The organism is Achromobacter sp. SD115 (assembly GCF_017355315.1).
Lineage (GTDB): Bacteria > Pseudomonadota > Gammaproteobacteria > Burkholderiales > Burkholderiaceae_B > Achromobacter > Achromobacter xylosoxidans_B.
Genome location: NZ_JADIJM010000031.1, coordinates 43283 through 58703 on the forward strand (window position 1 = coordinate 43283; position 15421 = coordinate 58703).

Below are 15421 nucleotides of genomic sequence, written 5' to 3' on the forward strand. Positions count from 1 at the left end.
CCAAGGAGGAGCACCATGATGAACCGTTTCAAGACCCGCATTCTTGTCCTGGCGACGGCGCTGTCCTGCGCCATCGCTGGCGTCGCGTCCGCCGCCGACGTCAAACCGCGCCTGATCCGTTTCGGCTACGGCCTGAACGAGGAAAGCGTCCAGGGACGCGCCGCGCGTCACCTGGCGCAGGAGCTGGAAAAGATCAGCGGCGGCAAACTCAAGATGAAGACCTTCGGCTCGGCCAACCTGGGCTCGGACGAACAGATGCAAAGCGCGCTGGTGGGCGGCGTGCAGGAAATGATGGTGGGCTCCACCGCGCCGCTGGCCGGCATGGTCAAGGAGTTCGGCGTATTCGACCTGCCCTTCCTCTTCAACAGCGAAAAGGAAGCGGACGCCGTGCTGGACGGCCCCGTGGGCCAGGACATGCTGAAGAAGCTGGAGGCCAAGGGCATCATCGGCCTGGTCTACTGGGAAAACGGCTTTCGCAACATGACCAACTCCAAGCGCCCCATCGCGCGCGCGGAAGACCTGCAAGGCATCAAGCTGCGCGTCATGCAGAACCAGATCGCGCTGGGCGTCTTCAACACGCTGGGCGCGAACGCCGTGCCCATGCCGTTCTCGGAGCTGTTCACCGCCCTGGAAACGCGCACCGTGGACGGCCAGGAGAATCCCATCACCACCATCCAGAGCAGCAAGTTCTATGAAGTGCAACCCTACCTGACCATCACCCGGCACGTCTACACGCCCTGGGTCGTGCTGGCGTCCAAGAAATGGTGGGACACCCTGTCGCCCGAAGAACAAAAACTCATCCGCCAGGCAGCCGCGTCCTCGCGCGACTTTGAACGCCAGGACAGCCGGGCCGATTCCCAGAAGGCCATGACCACGCTGGAGAAGGCCGGCATGAAGATCAACACGGTCTCGCCCGAAGAGGTCGCTCGCATGCGCCAGAAGGTGCAGCCGGTGGTCGACAAGTACACGCAGGAGCTCGGCCCCGACCTGGTCAAGCAGCTCAACGACGAAATCCAGAAGGCGCGCAACTAGCCTTCGCGGCCCGGACGCGCGCCGGGCCGCCACGCAACCGCTGTATACGAGAATCCCATGCCACAGACTCCCCGCAAGCTGCGCAGCCAGAAATGGTTCGACGACCCGGCGCACGCCGACATGACGGCCATCTATGTCGAGCGCTATCTCAACTACGGCCTGACGCGCCAGGAACTGCAATCGGGAAGGCCGATCATCGGCATCGCCCAGACAGGCAGCGACCTGGCGCCCTGCAACCGGCATCACCTGGCGCTGGCCGAGCGGATCAAAGCCGGCATCCGCGACGCGGGCGGCATCCCCATGGAGTTTCCCGTGCACCCGCTGGCCGAACAGGGCCGGCGGCCCACCGCCGCGCTGGACCGCAACCTGGCCTACCTGGGCCTGGTCGAGATCCTGCACGGCTATCCGCTGGACGGCGTGGTGCTCACCACCGGTTGCGACAAGACCACGCCCGCCTGCCTCATGGCCGCGGCCACCGTCGACATCCCCGCCATCGTGCTGTCCGGCGGGCCGATGCTGGACGGCTGGCACGACGGCCAGCGCGTCGGCTCGGGCACGGTCATCTGGCATGCGCGCAACCTGATGGCCGCGGGCAAGCTGGACTACGAAGGCTTCATGACGCTGGCCACGGCATCGTCGCCATCCATCGGCCACTGCAACACCATGGGCACGGCGCTGTCGATGAACTCGCTGGCCGAGGCGCTGGGCATGTCGCTGCCCACCTGCGCCAGCATCCCCGCGCCCTACCGCGAACGCGGCCAGATGGCCTATGCCACCGGCCTGCGCATCTGCGACATGGTGCGCGAGGATTTGCGGCCGTCGCACATCCTGACCCGGCAGGCCTTCGAAAACGCCATCGTCGTGGCCTCGGCGCTGGGCGCTTCCAGCAACTGCCCGCCGCACCTCATCGCCATGGCTCGCCATGCCGGCATCGACCTGAGCCTGGACGACTGGCAGCGGTTGGGAGAAAACGTGCCGCTGCTGGTCAACTGCGTGCCTGCCGGCGAACACCTGGGCGAAGGCTTCCACCGCGCGGGCGGCGTCCCGGCCGTACTGCATGAATTGGCGGCAGCCGGCCGCCTGCACACGGACTGCGCCACCGTATCCGGCAAGACCATCGGCGAGATCGCGGCCGCGGCCAAGACCAACAACGCCGACGTCATCCGCAGTTGCGACGCGCCGCTCAAGCATCGCGCGGGATTCATCGTCCTGTCGGGCAATTTCTTCGACAGCGCAATCATCAAGATGTCGGTGGTAGGCGAGGCCTTCCGCCGCGCCTATCTGTCGGAGCCCGGCTCGGAGAACGCCTTCGAGGCGCGCGCCATCGTGTTCGAGGGTCCAGAGGACTACCACGCCCGCATCGAAGACCCTACCCTGAATATCGACGAGCATTGCATCCTGGTGATCCGCGGCGCCGGCACCGTGGGCTACCCGGGCAGCGCGGAAGTGGTCAACATGGCGCCGCCCTCGCACCTGCTCAAGCGCGGCATAGACTCGCTGCCCTGCCTGGGCGACGGCCGCCAAAGCGGCACCTCGGCCAGCCCATCCATCCTGAACATGTCGCCGGAAGCCGCGGTGGGCGGCGGCCTGGCGCTGCTGCGCACCGGCGACCGCATCCGCGTCGACCTGAACCAGCGCTCGGTCATCGCCCTTGTGGACGAAACCGAAATGGAACGCCGCAAGCTGGAGCCTCCTTACCAGGCGCCCGAATCGCAGACGCCCTGGCAGGAGCTGTACCGGCAACTGGTCGGCCAGCTTTCAACCGGCGGCTGCCTGGAACCCGCCACCTTGTACCTGAAGGTCGTGGAAACACGGGGCGATCCCCGGCATTCGCATTGACGGCGACAGCTATCGGGAGGCTTGGCCATCGCCAGCGCCCGGCTCCTGCGGCGCCGGGCGCGTGACGACATAGGCGGCGCTGGCCACGAAAAACACGGCGACGGCGGCGGCCAGCAGCCACGACGGGTGCGCGCCCCACCAGAACAGCACATAGCCGACGGCCATGCCCAGGCAGGCATAGGTCTTGCCCTTGCGCGACACGGCCCCGTGGTCCCGCCAGGCACGCAGCGCGGGACCGTAGGTCGGACTATCCAGCAGCCATTTTTCCAGCCGCGGCGAAGAGCGCGAAAAGCAGGCCACCGCCAGGATCAGGAATATGGTCGTCGGCATGACGGGCAGAAACGCGCCAATCACACCCAACGCCAGCATCAGGCAACCCAGGCAGAGCCACAGTACTCTAATCATGATGGGCAGCAGGATATCCCAGGTTTTCCAGTCGCTTCAAACGCGCCGCGCAAAGCGCCCGTTTCCGGGTCCGCAGCCACCGGACGGGCCGCCTGGTAGCGTCGCAGCAACAGCATAGAATAATTTGGAATATATATTCACAAATTGGAATTATTGAATAAAAATCGAGCGTGCGCGGGGTTCCGCGCTTCCCGTCGCAAGGAAATGCCATGCGCAACGCAAGCGATTTGCTGGAAGACTCGTACCGCCGGACCGACCGGGCGATGCTACCTCTGCTCTGGCTGCTGTTTGCGGTCGGACTGTGCATGGCTCCTCAATACGGACGATGGGGCGCCGCCATCGGCGTCGGCCTGGCCGGCGCAGGGATACCCTCGCTGCTGATCCTCTGGCGGCCTGGCCGGCTGAGCACCCGCCTGACCGTGGCCTGTGGCCTGATGGTGCTGGCCGCGCTCCATATCCATCTGATGTCCGGCATGGCCGAAATCCATTTCGGCATCTTCGTTCTGCTCTCGCTGCTGCTGGCTTATCGGGACTGGCGCACCATCCTGTGCGCGGCCGTGGTCATCGCGCTGCATCACCTGTCCTTCAATTTCCTGCAGCAATGGGGCTACGGCACGATTTGCTTCGCGGAGCCCAGCTTGCCCATGGTGCTGCTGCATGCGGCCTATGTCGTGGTGCAGGCTGCCGCCCTGGGCTGGCTGGCCTGGAAAATGGAACGGGCCGCAGTGGCGGCCGAGGAACTGGCCCGGCTCAGCGCGCATATCGGCCGCGAGCCCGGCGTGTTCGACCTGCGCTTTGCCGGCCTGGACCTGGACAGCAAGCTGGGCCGCAGCTTCAAGGCCACGATGGACGCCGTGCACCGGACCATGAGCGGGGTCCGGAACACGGCCACCGCCCTGTCGGCCGCAACACGCGACATCATGCAGGACAATCAGCAGTTGGAGGCGCGCACCCGGACTCAGGCCGATTCACTCGAACGAACGGTCACATCGATGCGCGACCTGGCGGTAAACGTCCACGACAACGCCACCAACGCGCTGCGCGCCCAGGAACTGACCGACGAAACGCGGCGCATCGTGGATACAGGCAGCACGGCGGTGGCGGGCGTCGCCGCCGTGATGGGAGAAATCCAGCAGGAGTCCAGAAAGATCTCCGAGATCACCGGCTTGATCGACAGCATCGCCTTCCAGACCAACATCCTTGCATTGAACGCTGCTGTGGAAGCGGCCCGCGCCGGCGAAAGCGGACGCGGCTTCGCGGTCGTGGCCACCGAGGTCCGCGCGCTGGCGCAACGCAGCGCCAGCGCCGCGCGCGAGATCCGCGGCCTGATCGATGGTTCGCTGGAAAAGACGGACAGCGGCTTCCGCCAGGCCGACCACGCCGCCAGCGTGATCCGCGATGTGGTGGCCAGCATCGAACGCGTGGCCGGCATCGTCAGCCAGATCGGCGATGCGGGGCGGGCGCAGGCCACGGATATCGACGAGGTCAACCAGGCGGTGACCCAGATGGACGAACTGACCCGCCAGAATGCGGCCCGGGTGGCGCAAGCTGCCGGCGCGTCGACAGCCTTGCAAACGCAAGCGGCCGAACTGCTGCAAGCCGTGGGCGTGTTCCGCCTGCAGGATGAACGGCAGCCGGAAACCCTGTCCGCCCCAAATGTGGTCGCTCCAGGGCGCGCCGCGCCGCTGGCGCTGGCAGGAGGCTGATACCAGGACTGCGCGAAACGCCTGCCGCCGGCAGGCGCTTCACCGTCCTTTGCAGGGCCAGTTTTTCATGGAAGAATCAAAGCCTCCCATGGCTCCCGCCCCCTGCAACCATGACGCCCTTTGCTTCCATACTCGCTATCCTCGGTGCACTGTGGCTTGGAGCCATGCTGCCGGGGCCCAGTTTCATCATCGTCGCGCGCAAGGCCATCGGCCAGTCCCGGTGGGATGGCCTGGCCTCGGCCTTCGGCATGGGCGCGGGCGGCATGCTGTTCGCCGGTCTGGCGCTGGCGGGCCTGTATTCCCTGCTGCAAAGCGTCGAATGGCTGTACGTCGCGCTGAAAATCGCCGGCGGCGTCTATCTGCTTTACGTGGCTGCCGGCATCTGGCGCAACGCCAGGCAGCCTTTTGCCATGCCCGACAGCGGTGCGCCAGCATCGCGCGATGGTCGTCGTTCCTTCTGGATCGGTCTCACGACCCAGTTGAGCAACCCCAAGACGGCCATCTGGTATGGCAGCATCTTCGCCGCCCTGCTGCCCGGGCATCCGCCGGCATGGACCTATTTCGCGCTGCCGCCCCTGGTATTTCTGGTCGAATTCGGCTGGTATGCGATCGTGGCGCTCTGTTTTTCCACCAAGGGCCCGCGCGAGATTTATTTGCGGGCGAAGAAATGGATAGACCGCGCCGCGGCGGGCGTTATTTCGGCGCTGGGCTTGCGGCTTATTCTCAATGCGCCCAAAAGCGGACTTTGAACGCAGCCGGCACAGTATCAACCAGATTGCGTTGGCAAGTGGCGCCGCAAAGATAGGACCACGCGCTCAGGCCGACAAGGCGCTTGCCATCTGCATCTCGCGCCGCGCCTGCTTGTCCGCGTACATTAATTGGTCTGCTTCCTTGAGTACGGCTTGTAGAACGCTGACCGATGGATCCGCGCTCACGGTGCCAAAGCTGGCGCCTGTATAGTGGAAACTGCATCCCTCGAAGGTATAGGTGCCGCTGAGCAGCGGGGCGAGGCGCGTCCGCATCGATTCAACAGCCTTGTCCGTATCGGGTCCCGGCCTCGCGCCCAATCCGACCACGACGAACTCATCGCCTCCCCAGCGACCTAGCGTGTCTCCCGCAAGCAGACCTGCCGACAGGCGCCGGCCAACCTCGACCAGGAACTTGTCGCCAATGTCGTGGCCATAAGTGTCGTTGATCGTCTTGAATCCATCGAGATCGATAAATGCCACCAGCACGGACTGCTGCGTCCGTTTTGCCAAAGTGAAATACCGCTCCAGTTCGGCCATGACGGCGCGCCGGTTCGGCAAACCGGTCAGCGCGTCATGGTTGGCGGCATGCCGTTCATCTTGACGTCGTCTCACCATTTGCCCGACCACTCGGCCGGAAAGAAGAATCAGGGTCATGCCAACCATTGCCACCACCACCGCCGCCCATATGTGCTGTTTACGCATGGGCGCCAGATAATCGAGCGATGCCAGCGTAATCAATTGGTATTGGGTATTCGGCAACGGCTGAAACCGCGCCAGGTACGGCCTGCCGTCAATGAGCCATTGGTCTGCATGGCGCGTACCGGCAATTGCCTGTATCTCCATGGGTTCGCCCAGATCTTCATCACCGTCGGAAGGCAGTACCAAACCAGGGGGCAATAGCGCGGCAACGTTACGCAGCATGAATGGCGCGGACGAAGCCGTGGTTACCCGGCCCTGGCGATTCACGATCAGCGCAATATGCCGGCCAGCCAGGTAAAGCGCTACGTCGGGCGCGTCGAACTTTACGGTCACCGAGCCCTGCGGCACGTCATTCGTATCCTCGATACGGCTCGCGACGAAGTAGGATGGACTCTTGTTCAGTCGCGCAATACCGAAATAACTCCCGGTGCCATCGCGCAATGCGTCGGCAAGATAAGCCCGGCCCGCGTAAATCATGCCGACAATGCTGTCCGGTTCCGCCCAGTTGCTCGCGGTCACCGTATCGTCCGACATATTGTTCATATAAATGCGCGCGTATTGCAGATCGCCAGCCAGCGCATTCATGAAGTCACCCACTCTGCGCACCAGCGGATCGCGCGTAAACACGGCGGCTCGTTGCTCTCGCGTCAACTCGGCCACCCCAGGAGGATCCGTGCGGTATCGAATAGCCAGTTCGATCACTTGGCCCTGGCGCGCGACCATATTGGCCACGCTTACCATCTCAGTAAACAACCGGCCCATGACGCGCGCGGTCATTCTGGACTCGTATTCAGCGCTGGCGGTCAGGCTGTCGAGCCGTGATGCCTCGATCTCCTGAGACATCCAGCGCGCGAAAACCGCCACCGATGCAACCCACACCACAACAAAACCAAGCGTCACACGACGCACGATGGACCGCCCTTGTCGTCCGCGTCCATATTGCCATGGCGATTCTGCGCTCACACCGTCCCCTGATCCAAATCAGCGTCCTTTGGCGATTATCGGCCCGGTCAATTATCTTTTTGAGGCAGTCGGGCCGGTTAATGGAAGGTGGCTGAATAAATGCCAGCCACGCCGAGTGAACCGCTATCTTTCCATTCTGCGCGCCCTATTTCAACATACGTCTACCTGCTTGACGCACGGAAATGGTCGATCCCGGCTTCCCTTTCTCATCATCCGATGACGGCTCCCACCAAGGCAGCAGTGGTTTCTCCTGCCACGGGAACGGTGAACCAGCGATACAGAATAAGTTGCTTGCCACAAGCCATGCTCGGAAATGCTTGGAACAAGAAAACAAAAAAGCCGCCAAGTCATCGACTTGGCGGCTTTTTCTTTTGCCGTGCTTGACAGCACTTTGCAGGAATTTGGTAGGCGGTATTGGAATCGAACCAACGACCTCCACGATGTCAACGTGGCGCTCTAACCAGCTGAGCTAACCGCCTGCAAAGAAGAAGAATTATATAGTGCTTTTTTAAACTATGCAAATCGTCTTGGAAGATTTTTTGCACTATTTATTGCGTTTCGAAGCTTGTGGCCTTTTGCTTTTGCATAGACCGTCAGACTTCTCTCGCAACGCATTTTGAAGAGCTCCGTGGCGCCGCTTTTCAGCTTTGCCGCGCTGCTTCAAATCGCCCGCACTGCACTACTAAGTTCCCTTCAGCTTCGCGTCTGCGGCTTGCGCTGCAGCAACGAAGAACGAGATTCTATCAGAACTTTTAATCCCTTGCTCAAGCTCCACGCCGCTACTCACATCGACCGCCCAAGGCCGGATCAATTGCACCGCCTGGCCAACGTTTTCAGCGTTCAGGCCGCCGGACAGGATCAGGGGCCGCGACACCGGATCGGCCCTTACCTCATCGAGCAAGGCGTAGTCGAAGCCATGGCCGCTGCCGCCGTAGCCCGCGCTGTAGCTGTCGAACAGCCAGCCCGCGGCTTCGCCGTAGGCACGGCACGTGGAGGCCAGGTTTTCCGCGGTATCCAGGCCAGGCGCCCCGGCGCGGAATGCCCGTAGAAACCGGTGGCCATAGCGGGCGCAGTCCTGCGGCGTTTCATCGCCATGGAATTGCAGCAGCTCCGGTTTGACCTGGTCCAGCACGGCCTGCACCTCGGCCTCTTCCGGGTTCACGAACAAAGCCACCACGTCCACAAAGGCCGGCACCATGCGCCGCAACTGGGCCGCGCGGGTCGGCGTCAGGCAACGCTTGCTCTTGGCGTAGAACACAAAGCCGATCGCATCGACGCCTGCCGCGACGGCGGCGTCGATGTCCTGTTCACGGGTCAATCCACAGATCTTGATGCGTGTGCGCATGAAACTCTTCGCTTGCCTGGCCGCCCTGCGCGGCCTATCAAGTCAGTATATCCGGCGTGCAGGCCGGCCTACACGGCGGGCTGGCCCAGGGAGGCCACGAGATTGTCGAAGCTGCCCTCGGCCAGGCGGAACCACGGGGTCTCCTTGTCGCGGAACGCCGTCATGCTTTCGTAGAGCTTCTTGAACATGGCGTCCTTGGCGCTCATATCCTGGTAGGCGGCAAGCGACGCCTCGTAGCTCGCCTGCAGGACCGGCTTGGGAAACGCCTTCAACTGCGCGCCGCGCGACACCAAGCGGCGCAGTGCGTCCGGATTGCCGGCGTCGTACTTGGCGATCATGTTGGCAGTCGCCATGCGGCACGCCAGCGCCAGCGCGGACTGATACGGCTTGGGCAGTTCATCGTAGGCGTCCTGGTTCACGTACAGGGATAATTGCAGCGTGCCTGCCCACCAGCCCGGGAAATAGTAATTCCGGGCCACCTTGTAAAGCGCCAGGCTTTCATCGTCATAAGGACCGATCCAGGCAACGGCGTCCACGACGCCCTGCTCCAGCGCGGCATAGGTTTCCGCCACCGGCACCTCGACGGGCGTGGCGCCCATGCGCGCCAGCACATGGCGGGCGAAGCCGCCGGCCTTCACCTTGAGCCCGCGCAGATCGTCCACGGTCTTGATTTCTCCGCGAAACCAGCCGCCCATCTGCGCGCCGGTGTAGCCGCAGGGAAAGTTCAGGATGTTGTACTTGTCGAACAGCACGCGCGTGAGCGCCAGTCCTTCGCCCTGCGTCATCCATGCGTTCATCTGCCGCGTATTCAGGCCGAATGGCACGCCGGCGTCAAAGCACAGCGCCGGGTCGATATCGAAGTAGCGGGTCGAGGCTGTATGGCCGCAATCGACGACGCCGTGCTGCACGGCTTCCAGCACCTGACCGGGCTGCACCAGGTCGCCTGCCGGAAAAATCTCGATGCTGAAGCGCCCGTCCGTTACCTCGCTCACATAGCGCGCCACGTCCTCGGCGCCGGCGAACAGGGTCGGCGACTCATTGGGAAAGCTGGAGGCCAGCCGCCATGCAACCTTGGGAGGGGCGGCCACCACCGCCGGCGCTTCGGGCGCGGCAGCTGGCGCAGGCGGCACGGTAGCCGGAGCTTCTTGCGCTTCCGCTGGCGTTACTGGCGGGCTCGGACTGGCGTTTTCCTCGGCCACCGGGACTTCCTGCGCGAACGCCGGAGCGACCAGGGCAACGCCGCCCAGGGCGGTCTGCTTCAAAAACGCGCGGCGTTGCATGGCAAAGGCCTCCATCGGATGCGGGCAGGCGTCGCCGTTGCCGGCGGCATCCCTAATAGGTTTGAGTGAACGGCGACAGCAACTGCGATCCCCCGTCGAGTTCATCCAGTCCGAACTCTTCCGGATAATCGATGGCGGACAGGTACAGCCCGTCGGGCGCGAACGTCGGCGCGCCCAGCTTGCGGTCGCGCCAGGACAGCAATTGCGCCATCCAGTCCACCGGCTCGCGCCCCTGGCCGATCTGCAACAGCGCGCCCATGATGTTGCGCACCATATGATGCAGGAAAGCATTGGCCTTCAGCGTGAACACCAGGAACGGCCCGCGCTCATCGATGTCCAGCCGGTACAGATGGCGCACGGGATGCTTGGCCTGACACTGCGAAGAACGGAAGCTGGAAAAGTCGTGCTCGCCCAGCAAGGCGTTCGCCGCGATCCGCATCGCATCGACGTCCAGCGGCTGGAAACACCAGCCCGCCCGGCCCGCCCACAACGCGGGCCGAACCCGGCCGCGCCACAGCAAATAGACGTAAGTGCGGGCACGTGCGGAAAACCGTGCGTGGAATTCGTCAGACACCGGCTGCGCCCACTGCACAGAAATGCTGGGCGGCAGGAAGGCGTTCACCCCCCGCACCCAGGATTCCATCCGCCGGTCGAGTTCGGTGTCCAGATGGACCACCTGCATCGCGCCGTGCACCCCGGTATCCGTGCGGCCGGCGCAGATCGTCGCCACCGGCCCTTCCACACCGCAGAAACGTCCCAGGGCAGCCTCCAGCGTGTCCTGCACCGTTTGTCGGTGCGGCTGTGTCTGCCAACCCTGCCAGGCGGAGCCGTCGTACGCCAGCCCCAATGCAACTCTAGACATGTATCAAACCCGTGGCCCGCCGACACGGTGCGGTTCGTCCGTGGGCGGTTCGTCCAGGTCGAGATTGATGCTGCCGAGCTTGCGGTTCAGCGCCGCCGTATCCAGCGCTGGCTCGTTGAATTCATAGGTTTCCTCGTCATCGTCGCCGCGCCGTGCGCCGGCCCGCCGCAAGAGCCATGCGATGGCGAATGCGATCAGCGCCAGCACCGCAGTGACAATAACGAGCAGATTGTCGGCCAGCCACGCGGGCATGTCCGAAGTGAGATCCTTGTCCGCCGGCTTGCCGGCAGCCTGCTCCGACGAGGGCGTGCTCGACGGGCCGGCGGCGGAAGGCGTGCCGGCGGCGTCCAGGGCGCCTGCCGTACCCGAGGTACCAGCCGTGCCCGGAGCGCCTGCCGTACCCGGCGTGCCTGCCGCGCCCGGCGTACCTGCCGCACCCGGCGTACCTGCCGCGCCCGAAGCGCCTGCCGCGCCCGAAGCGCCTGTCGCGCCCGAAGCACCTGCCGCGCCCGAAACACCTGCCGCGCCCGAAACACCTGCCGCGCCCGAAACACCTGCCGCGCCCGAAACACCTGCCGCGCCCGAAACACCTGCTGCGCCCGAGGCGCCCGCCGCGCCCGAAGTACCTGTCGCGCCCGAAGCGCCTGCCGCGCCCGAGGTGCCCGCCGCGCCCGAAGCGCCAGCCGCACCCGGAGTACCCGTAGCGCCGGGCCCTCCAGCCGCGCCAGGGGATCCCGCCGCGCCAGATGCTCCACCTGCAGCGCCCTGCTGTCCCACCGCCTTGTTCAAATCATCGACGTTGCTTTGCAGTTGGCTTACGCGCCCCTGGACATCGGCCATGGCACGCTCGGTCGACGTCCGGGCGTCGGCCTGCGCCTCGGCTTGCGCCGGCGCGCTGTCTTGCGCCTGCCCGGAGGACAAGCGCACGCGGTCCTGCGGCTGCGAGGCGCTCGCCACCCCGGCATCGGCGGGAGGAGCGACACTGCCCGAAGCCGCGCCCTGCCCCTGGACCACGGACGGATTCGCGCCCGCCGCCGCACCTATACGCGCGCGATATTTCGCGAACGCCTCGGCATGTTCGTTGAAGATGCGGCGCGCCTCGGCCGGATCCACGGCGCGCACGCTCGCCGCATCGGGAATCGTCAGTCTTTGCCCGGCCTTCACCAGATTCATATTGTTCTGGATGAACGCCTCGGGATTGGCGCGCCACAAGGCCACCAGCATCTGATAGACCGATGCGTTGGGCACGGCATTGCGCTGGGCGATGGCGAACAGATTGTCGCCGGACTTCACATTAACCGAGCGCGAGCCCGTCGCGCGGCCCGGCGTGCCCACCGCTGCCGGCGTGACATCCGCGCTGGTGCCGCGCAGAGGCACCAGGATGCTGACCTGCACCTGGCGCTGCCCCGAACTGGAGCTGATATCCAACAGCAGGTCCACCGCGCCGCTAGTCGGCGGCTGCGAGGCCCGCACACGGAGGTTCTTGCGCGTCGCGTCCAGGCCGTCTTCGACCCGGACCACCATGCTTGCCAGCGGAACCGGCGGCTTCAGGCCCACACGTTGCCATGCAGACTCGTCCGCCACCGACACTTTGAGCGAGGCAATCTCGTCAGGCGTCAGTTCCTGCAATCCCACCACTGCCTGCAGCGGCGCGCCCGGCACGGAAACCACCCGCGAATGCCCCACACGCATGGCCATGGCGGTACTGCACACGCTTGAGCCAATCGCCAGCGCAATCGCCCACTGCAGGGCTTTTAAACGGCGGGCATGCTTCACTTGGCGCGAACGCTGGGTCATAAGCTGGAATTCCGTTCTTGTAGTCGACTTGCGGGCTGGAGCCGGCTCACCCCATATAGGTGAGAACAGGCATCAATTCACGGGAAAAGTGTAATGGATCATGCGCATTTCACAAACCTGAAAGGCCCAGCCGCGTTTGCTGGCGGCCCTGTCCGCCACCACGACGCAGACGCCGCGCAAACGACAAGGGCACCCTGAGGTGCCCTTGCTTGCCTTGCGTGCTTGATCAGGCGGCGCCAAACGCCGCCTGCAGCGGCATCAGGCCTCGGCCAGCGCGATGCGCAACATGCGGCGCAGCGGCTCGGCGGCGCCCCACAGCAGTTGGTCGCCCACGGTGAAGGCGCCCAGGTACTGCGAACCCATCGACAGTTTGCGCAGACGGCCCACCGGAATATCCAGCGTGCCGGTGACGGCGACCGGGGTCAGCGCGGAAACCGTGGCTTCCTTGGTGTTGGGTACGACCTTGGCCCATTGCGTGCCTTCGGCGATCAGCGCCTCGATCTCGTCCAGCGGCACGTCGCGCTTGAGCTTGATGGTCAGCGCCTGGCTGTGGCAGCGCATCGCGCCGATGCGCACGCACAGGCCGTCGATCGGCGTGGCGGGCGTGCCGAAGGCGGCGCCGCGGCCCAGGATCTTGTTGGTCTCGACCTCGCCCTTCCACTCTTCCTTGGACATGCCATCGCCCAGATCCTTGTCGATCCAGGGAATCAGGTTGCCGCCCAGCGGTACGCCGAAGTGCTCGTGGGGCAACGCCGGATCCTTTTGCTTGGCCAACACGCCGCGGTCGATTTCCAGGATGGCCGACGCGGGATCGTCCAGCAGCGACTTGACCGACTGGTTGATTTCGCCGAACTGGGTCAGCAGTTCACGCATGTGCTGCGCGCCGCCGCCGGAAGCGGCCTGGTAGGTCATGGAGGTCATCCATTCCACCAGGTCGTTGTTGAACAGGCCGGCCAGGCCCATCAGCATGCAGCTGACGGTGCAATTGCCGCCGATAAAGTTGCGCACGCCGCGCTTGAGCGCCGCGTCGATGACCGGACGGTTGACCGGATCCAGCACGATGATGGCGTCGTCGGCCATGCGCAGGGTGCTGGCGGCATCGATCCAGATGCCGTTCCAGCCCGCGCCGCGCAGTTTCGGGTAGACCTCGGAGGTGTAGTCGCCGCCTTGCGCCGTCACGATGATCGGCAGTTTTTTCAGAGCGTCAATGTTGTAGGCGTCTTGCAGCGGACCTGCGCCAGTGGCCCAAGTGGGCGCGGCGCCGCCAGCGTTGCTGGTGGAGAAAAACACCGGTTCGATCAGTGCGAAGTCGTTCTCGTCGCGCATGCGTTGCATGAGCACCGAGCCGACCATACCGCGCCAGCCGACAAGGCCTACTGCTTGATTCATTTCAATCGCTCTTTAAAGGTGTGGAGACTAGGGTCCAGGGGGAAAAAGCCGTGCAATTCAACAATTTATCAGAATGCACGGCCGGATGTTGCGGCGCAGCTATAAAAATTGGGGGCCACAATGGGTGCAAGACGCTTTCGAGGCGCTGCCACAACAACAAAACAAGGGGGCGGCCTGACGGGGCCGCCCCTTGTTTGGTACCGACTCGGCCACCAGACGCGCGAGCGCCCGGCGGCGGGATCCCAAAAAAGATCAGGCAAGCGCCTTCAGCACCGCATCGCCCATCTGCGCCGTGCCGACCTTGGTGGTGCCCGGCTCGAAGATGTCCGCAGTGCGCAGGCCCTCGGCCAGCACGCGGCGCACGGCGGCCTCGATGCGGTCGGCCTGCGGCGCCAGGTTCAGCGAATAGCGCAGCAGCATGGCGGCGGACAGGATGGTCGCCAGCGGATTGGCGATACCCTGGCCGGCGATATCGGGCGCGGAGCCGTGGCTGGGTTCGTACAAGCCCTGGCCGCCCGCGTTCAGCGAAGCCGAGGGCAGCATGCCGATCGAGCCGGTCAGCATGGCCGCTTCATCCGACAAGATGTCGCCGAACAGGTTGCCGGTCACGATGACGTCGAATTGGCGCGGGTTGCGCACCAGCTGCATGGCGGCGTTGTCGACGTACATGTGCGACAGCTCCACGTCGGGATACTCGCGCGCGACTTCGATGACGATGTCGCGCCAGAACTGCGAGGTCTCCAGCACGTTGGCCTTGTCCACGCTGCACAGCTTCTTGCCGCGCTTGCGGGCCGATTCGAAGCCGATGCGCGCAATCCGGCGCACTTCCGATTCCGCGTAGCGCATGGTGTCGTAGCCTTCGCGCTCGCCCGTGAAGGCGCCGTCGGGCGACGAACGCACACCGCGCGGCGTGCCGAAATAAATGTCGCCGGTCAGTTCGCGAATGATCAAAATGTCCAGGCCGGACACGATCTCGGGCTTGAGCGACGAGGCGCTGGCCAGCTCCGGATACAGGATGGCCGGACGCAGGTTGGCGAACAGGCCCAGCGCCTTGCGCAGGCCCAGGATGGCCTGCTCGGGGCGGAACTCGCGCGGCAGGCTGTCGTACTTCCAGTCGCCCACGGCGCCGAACAGCACGGCATCCGATTCCTTGGCCAGATTCAGGGTGGCCGGCGGCAGCGGATGTTCGAACGCATCGAAAGCGGCGCCGCCCACCGGCGCTTGCTTGATCTCAAAGGAAACGTCCAGCGCCTTCAGGACGCGCACGGCCTGCTCGACGATTTCCGGGCCGATGCCGTCACCCGGCAAGACTGCGATGTTGTGAGTCATACGAAAACAATCCTGTAATCAGAATA

Annotated in this window: 11 protein-coding genes, 1 tRNA gene and 1 pseudogene; 4 read left to right on the plus strand and 9 right to left on the minus strand. The window is 64.5% G+C overall.

Annotated elements, in window-relative coordinates:
- Positions 1 to 15: 15 nt before the first annotated feature.
- The gene (locus IPU70_RS29805) at positions 16 to 1032 is read left to right on the plus strand and encodes a TRAP transporter substrate-binding protein (protein WP_207472733.1); all 1017 of its coding nucleotides are present in this window, start codon (positions 16 to 18) and stop codon (positions 1030 to 1032) included.
- A 57-nt stretch (positions 1033 to 1089) separates the two neighbouring features.
- Positions 1090 to 2871, plus strand: coding sequence for an IlvD/Edd family dehydratase (locus tag IPU70_RS29810; protein WP_207472734.1), 1782 nt, complete (start codon positions 1090 to 1092; stop codon positions 2869 to 2871).
- Positions 2872 to 2880: 9 nt separating this feature from the next.
- On the opposite strand, the gene IPU70_RS29815 is transcribed toward IPU70_RS29810, so the two are convergent.
- On the minus strand, positions 2881 to 3276 hold the full coding sequence (locus tag IPU70_RS29815; RefSeq protein WP_207472735.1) for a YbaN family protein: 396 nt from the start codon (positions 3274 to 3276) through the stop codon (positions 2881 to 2883).
- A 209-nt stretch (positions 3277 to 3485) separates the two neighbouring features.
- On the opposite strand from IPU70_RS29815, the gene IPU70_RS29820 reads away from it, so the two are divergent.
- Positions 3486 to 4982 carry a methyl-accepting chemotaxis protein gene (locus IPU70_RS29820; RefSeq protein ID WP_207472736.1) on the plus strand — a complete coding sequence of 499 codons (1497 nt, stop codon included), beginning with the start codon at positions 3486 to 3488 and terminating at the stop codon, positions 4980 to 4982.
- Positions 4983 to 5092: 110 nt separating this feature from the next.
- On the plus strand, positions 5093 to 5731 hold the full coding sequence (locus tag IPU70_RS29825) for a LysE family translocator (RefSeq protein ID WP_207472737.1): 639 nt from the start codon (positions 5093 to 5095) through the stop codon (positions 5729 to 5731).
- Between the two features lie 66 nt (positions 5732 to 5797).
- Here IPU70_RS29825 and IPU70_RS29830 read toward each other — a convergent pair whose 3' ends face one another.
- The 8 genes and pseudogenes from IPU70_RS29830 to leuB all read right to left on the minus strand — a co-directional run bounded on the left by IPU70_RS29830 (position 5798) and on the right by leuB (position 15395).
- On the minus strand, positions 5798 to 7393 hold the full coding sequence (locus tag IPU70_RS29830; RefSeq protein WP_207472738.1) for a sensor domain-containing diguanylate cyclase: 1596 nt from the start codon (positions 7391 to 7393) through the stop codon (positions 5798 to 5800).
- A gap of 402 nt (positions 7394 to 7795) precedes the next feature.
- Positions 7796 to 7872 (minus strand) — tRNA-Val (locus tag IPU70_RS29835).
- A 203-nt stretch (positions 7873 to 8075) separates the two neighbouring features.
- Positions 8076 to 8747 (minus strand): annotated as a pseudogene (locus tag IPU70_RS29840) (phosphoribosylanthranilate isomerase); the annotation flags it as partial.
- A 59-nt stretch (positions 8748 to 8806) separates the two neighbouring features.
- Positions 8807 to 10018 carry a TRAP transporter substrate-binding protein gene (locus IPU70_RS29845; RefSeq protein ID WP_207472740.1) on the minus strand — a complete coding sequence of 404 codons (1212 nt, stop codon included), beginning with the start codon at positions 10016 to 10018 and terminating at the stop codon, positions 8807 to 8809.
- Positions 10019 to 10070: 52 nt separating this feature from the next.
- Positions 10071 to 10880, minus strand: a complete 810-nt coding sequence (gene truA / locus IPU70_RS29850) for a tRNA pseudouridine(38-40) synthase TruA (protein WP_207472741.1) — start codon at positions 10878 to 10880, stop codon at positions 10071 to 10073.
- Between the two features lie 3 nt (positions 10881 to 10883).
- Positions 10884 to 12677 carry a FimV family protein gene (locus IPU70_RS29855; protein WP_207472742.1) on the minus strand — a complete coding sequence of 598 codons (1794 nt, stop codon included), beginning with the start codon at positions 12675 to 12677 and terminating at the stop codon, positions 10884 to 10886.
- 258 nt (positions 12678 to 12935) lie between these two features.
- Positions 12936 to 14066: an aspartate-semialdehyde dehydrogenase gene (asd, locus tag IPU70_RS29860; RefSeq protein WP_207472743.1), complete on the minus strand. Its 1131-nt coding sequence runs from the start codon at positions 14064 to 14066 to the stop codon at positions 12936 to 12938.
- A 252-nt stretch (positions 14067 to 14318) separates the two neighbouring features.
- Positions 14319 to 15395 (minus strand): 3-isopropylmalate dehydrogenase, encoded by a 1077-nt coding sequence (gene leuB, locus IPU70_RS29865; RefSeq protein WP_207472744.1) that lies wholly within the window; start codon positions 15393 to 15395, stop codon positions 14319 to 14321.
- Positions 15396 to 15421: the final 26 nt, after the last annotated feature.

Coding starts and splice junctions, on each gene's coding strand:
- IPU70_RS29815 (WP_207472735.1), bottom strand. CDS start 3,276: ATGATTAGAGTACTGTGGCTCTGCCTGGGTTGCCTGATGCTGGCGTTG.
- asd (WP_207472743.1), bottom strand. CDS start 14,066: ATGAATCAAGCAGTAGGCCTTGTCGGCTGGCGCGGTATGGTCGGCTCG.
- IPU70_RS29810 (WP_207472734.1), top strand. CDS start 1,090: ATGCCACAGACTCCCCGCAAGCTGCGCAGCCAGAAATGGTTCGACGAC.
- leuB (WP_207472744.1), bottom strand. CDS start 15,395: ATGACTCACAACATCGCAGTCTTGCCGGGTGACGGCATCGGCCCGGAA.
- IPU70_RS29820 (WP_207472736.1), top strand. CDS start 3,486: ATGCGCAACGCAAGCGATTTGCTGGAAGACTCGTACCGCCGGACCGAC.
- truA (WP_207472741.1), bottom strand. CDS start 10,880: ATGTCTAGAGTTGCATTGGGGCTGGCGTACGACGGCTCCGCCTGGCAG.
- IPU70_RS29845 (WP_207472740.1), bottom strand. CDS start 10,018: ATGCAACGCCGCGCGTTTTTGAAGCAGACCGCCCTGGGCGGCGTTGCC.
- IPU70_RS29825 (WP_207472737.1), top strand. CDS start 5,093: ATGACGCCCTTTGCTTCCATACTCGCTATCCTCGGTGCACTGTGGCTT.
- IPU70_RS29805 (WP_207472733.1), top strand. CDS start 16: ATGATGAACCGTTTCAAGACCCGCATTCTTGTCCTGGCGACGGCGCTG.
- IPU70_RS29855 (WP_207472742.1), bottom strand. CDS start 12,677: ATGACCCAGCGTTCGCGCCAAGTGAAGCATGCCCGCCGTTTAAAAGCC.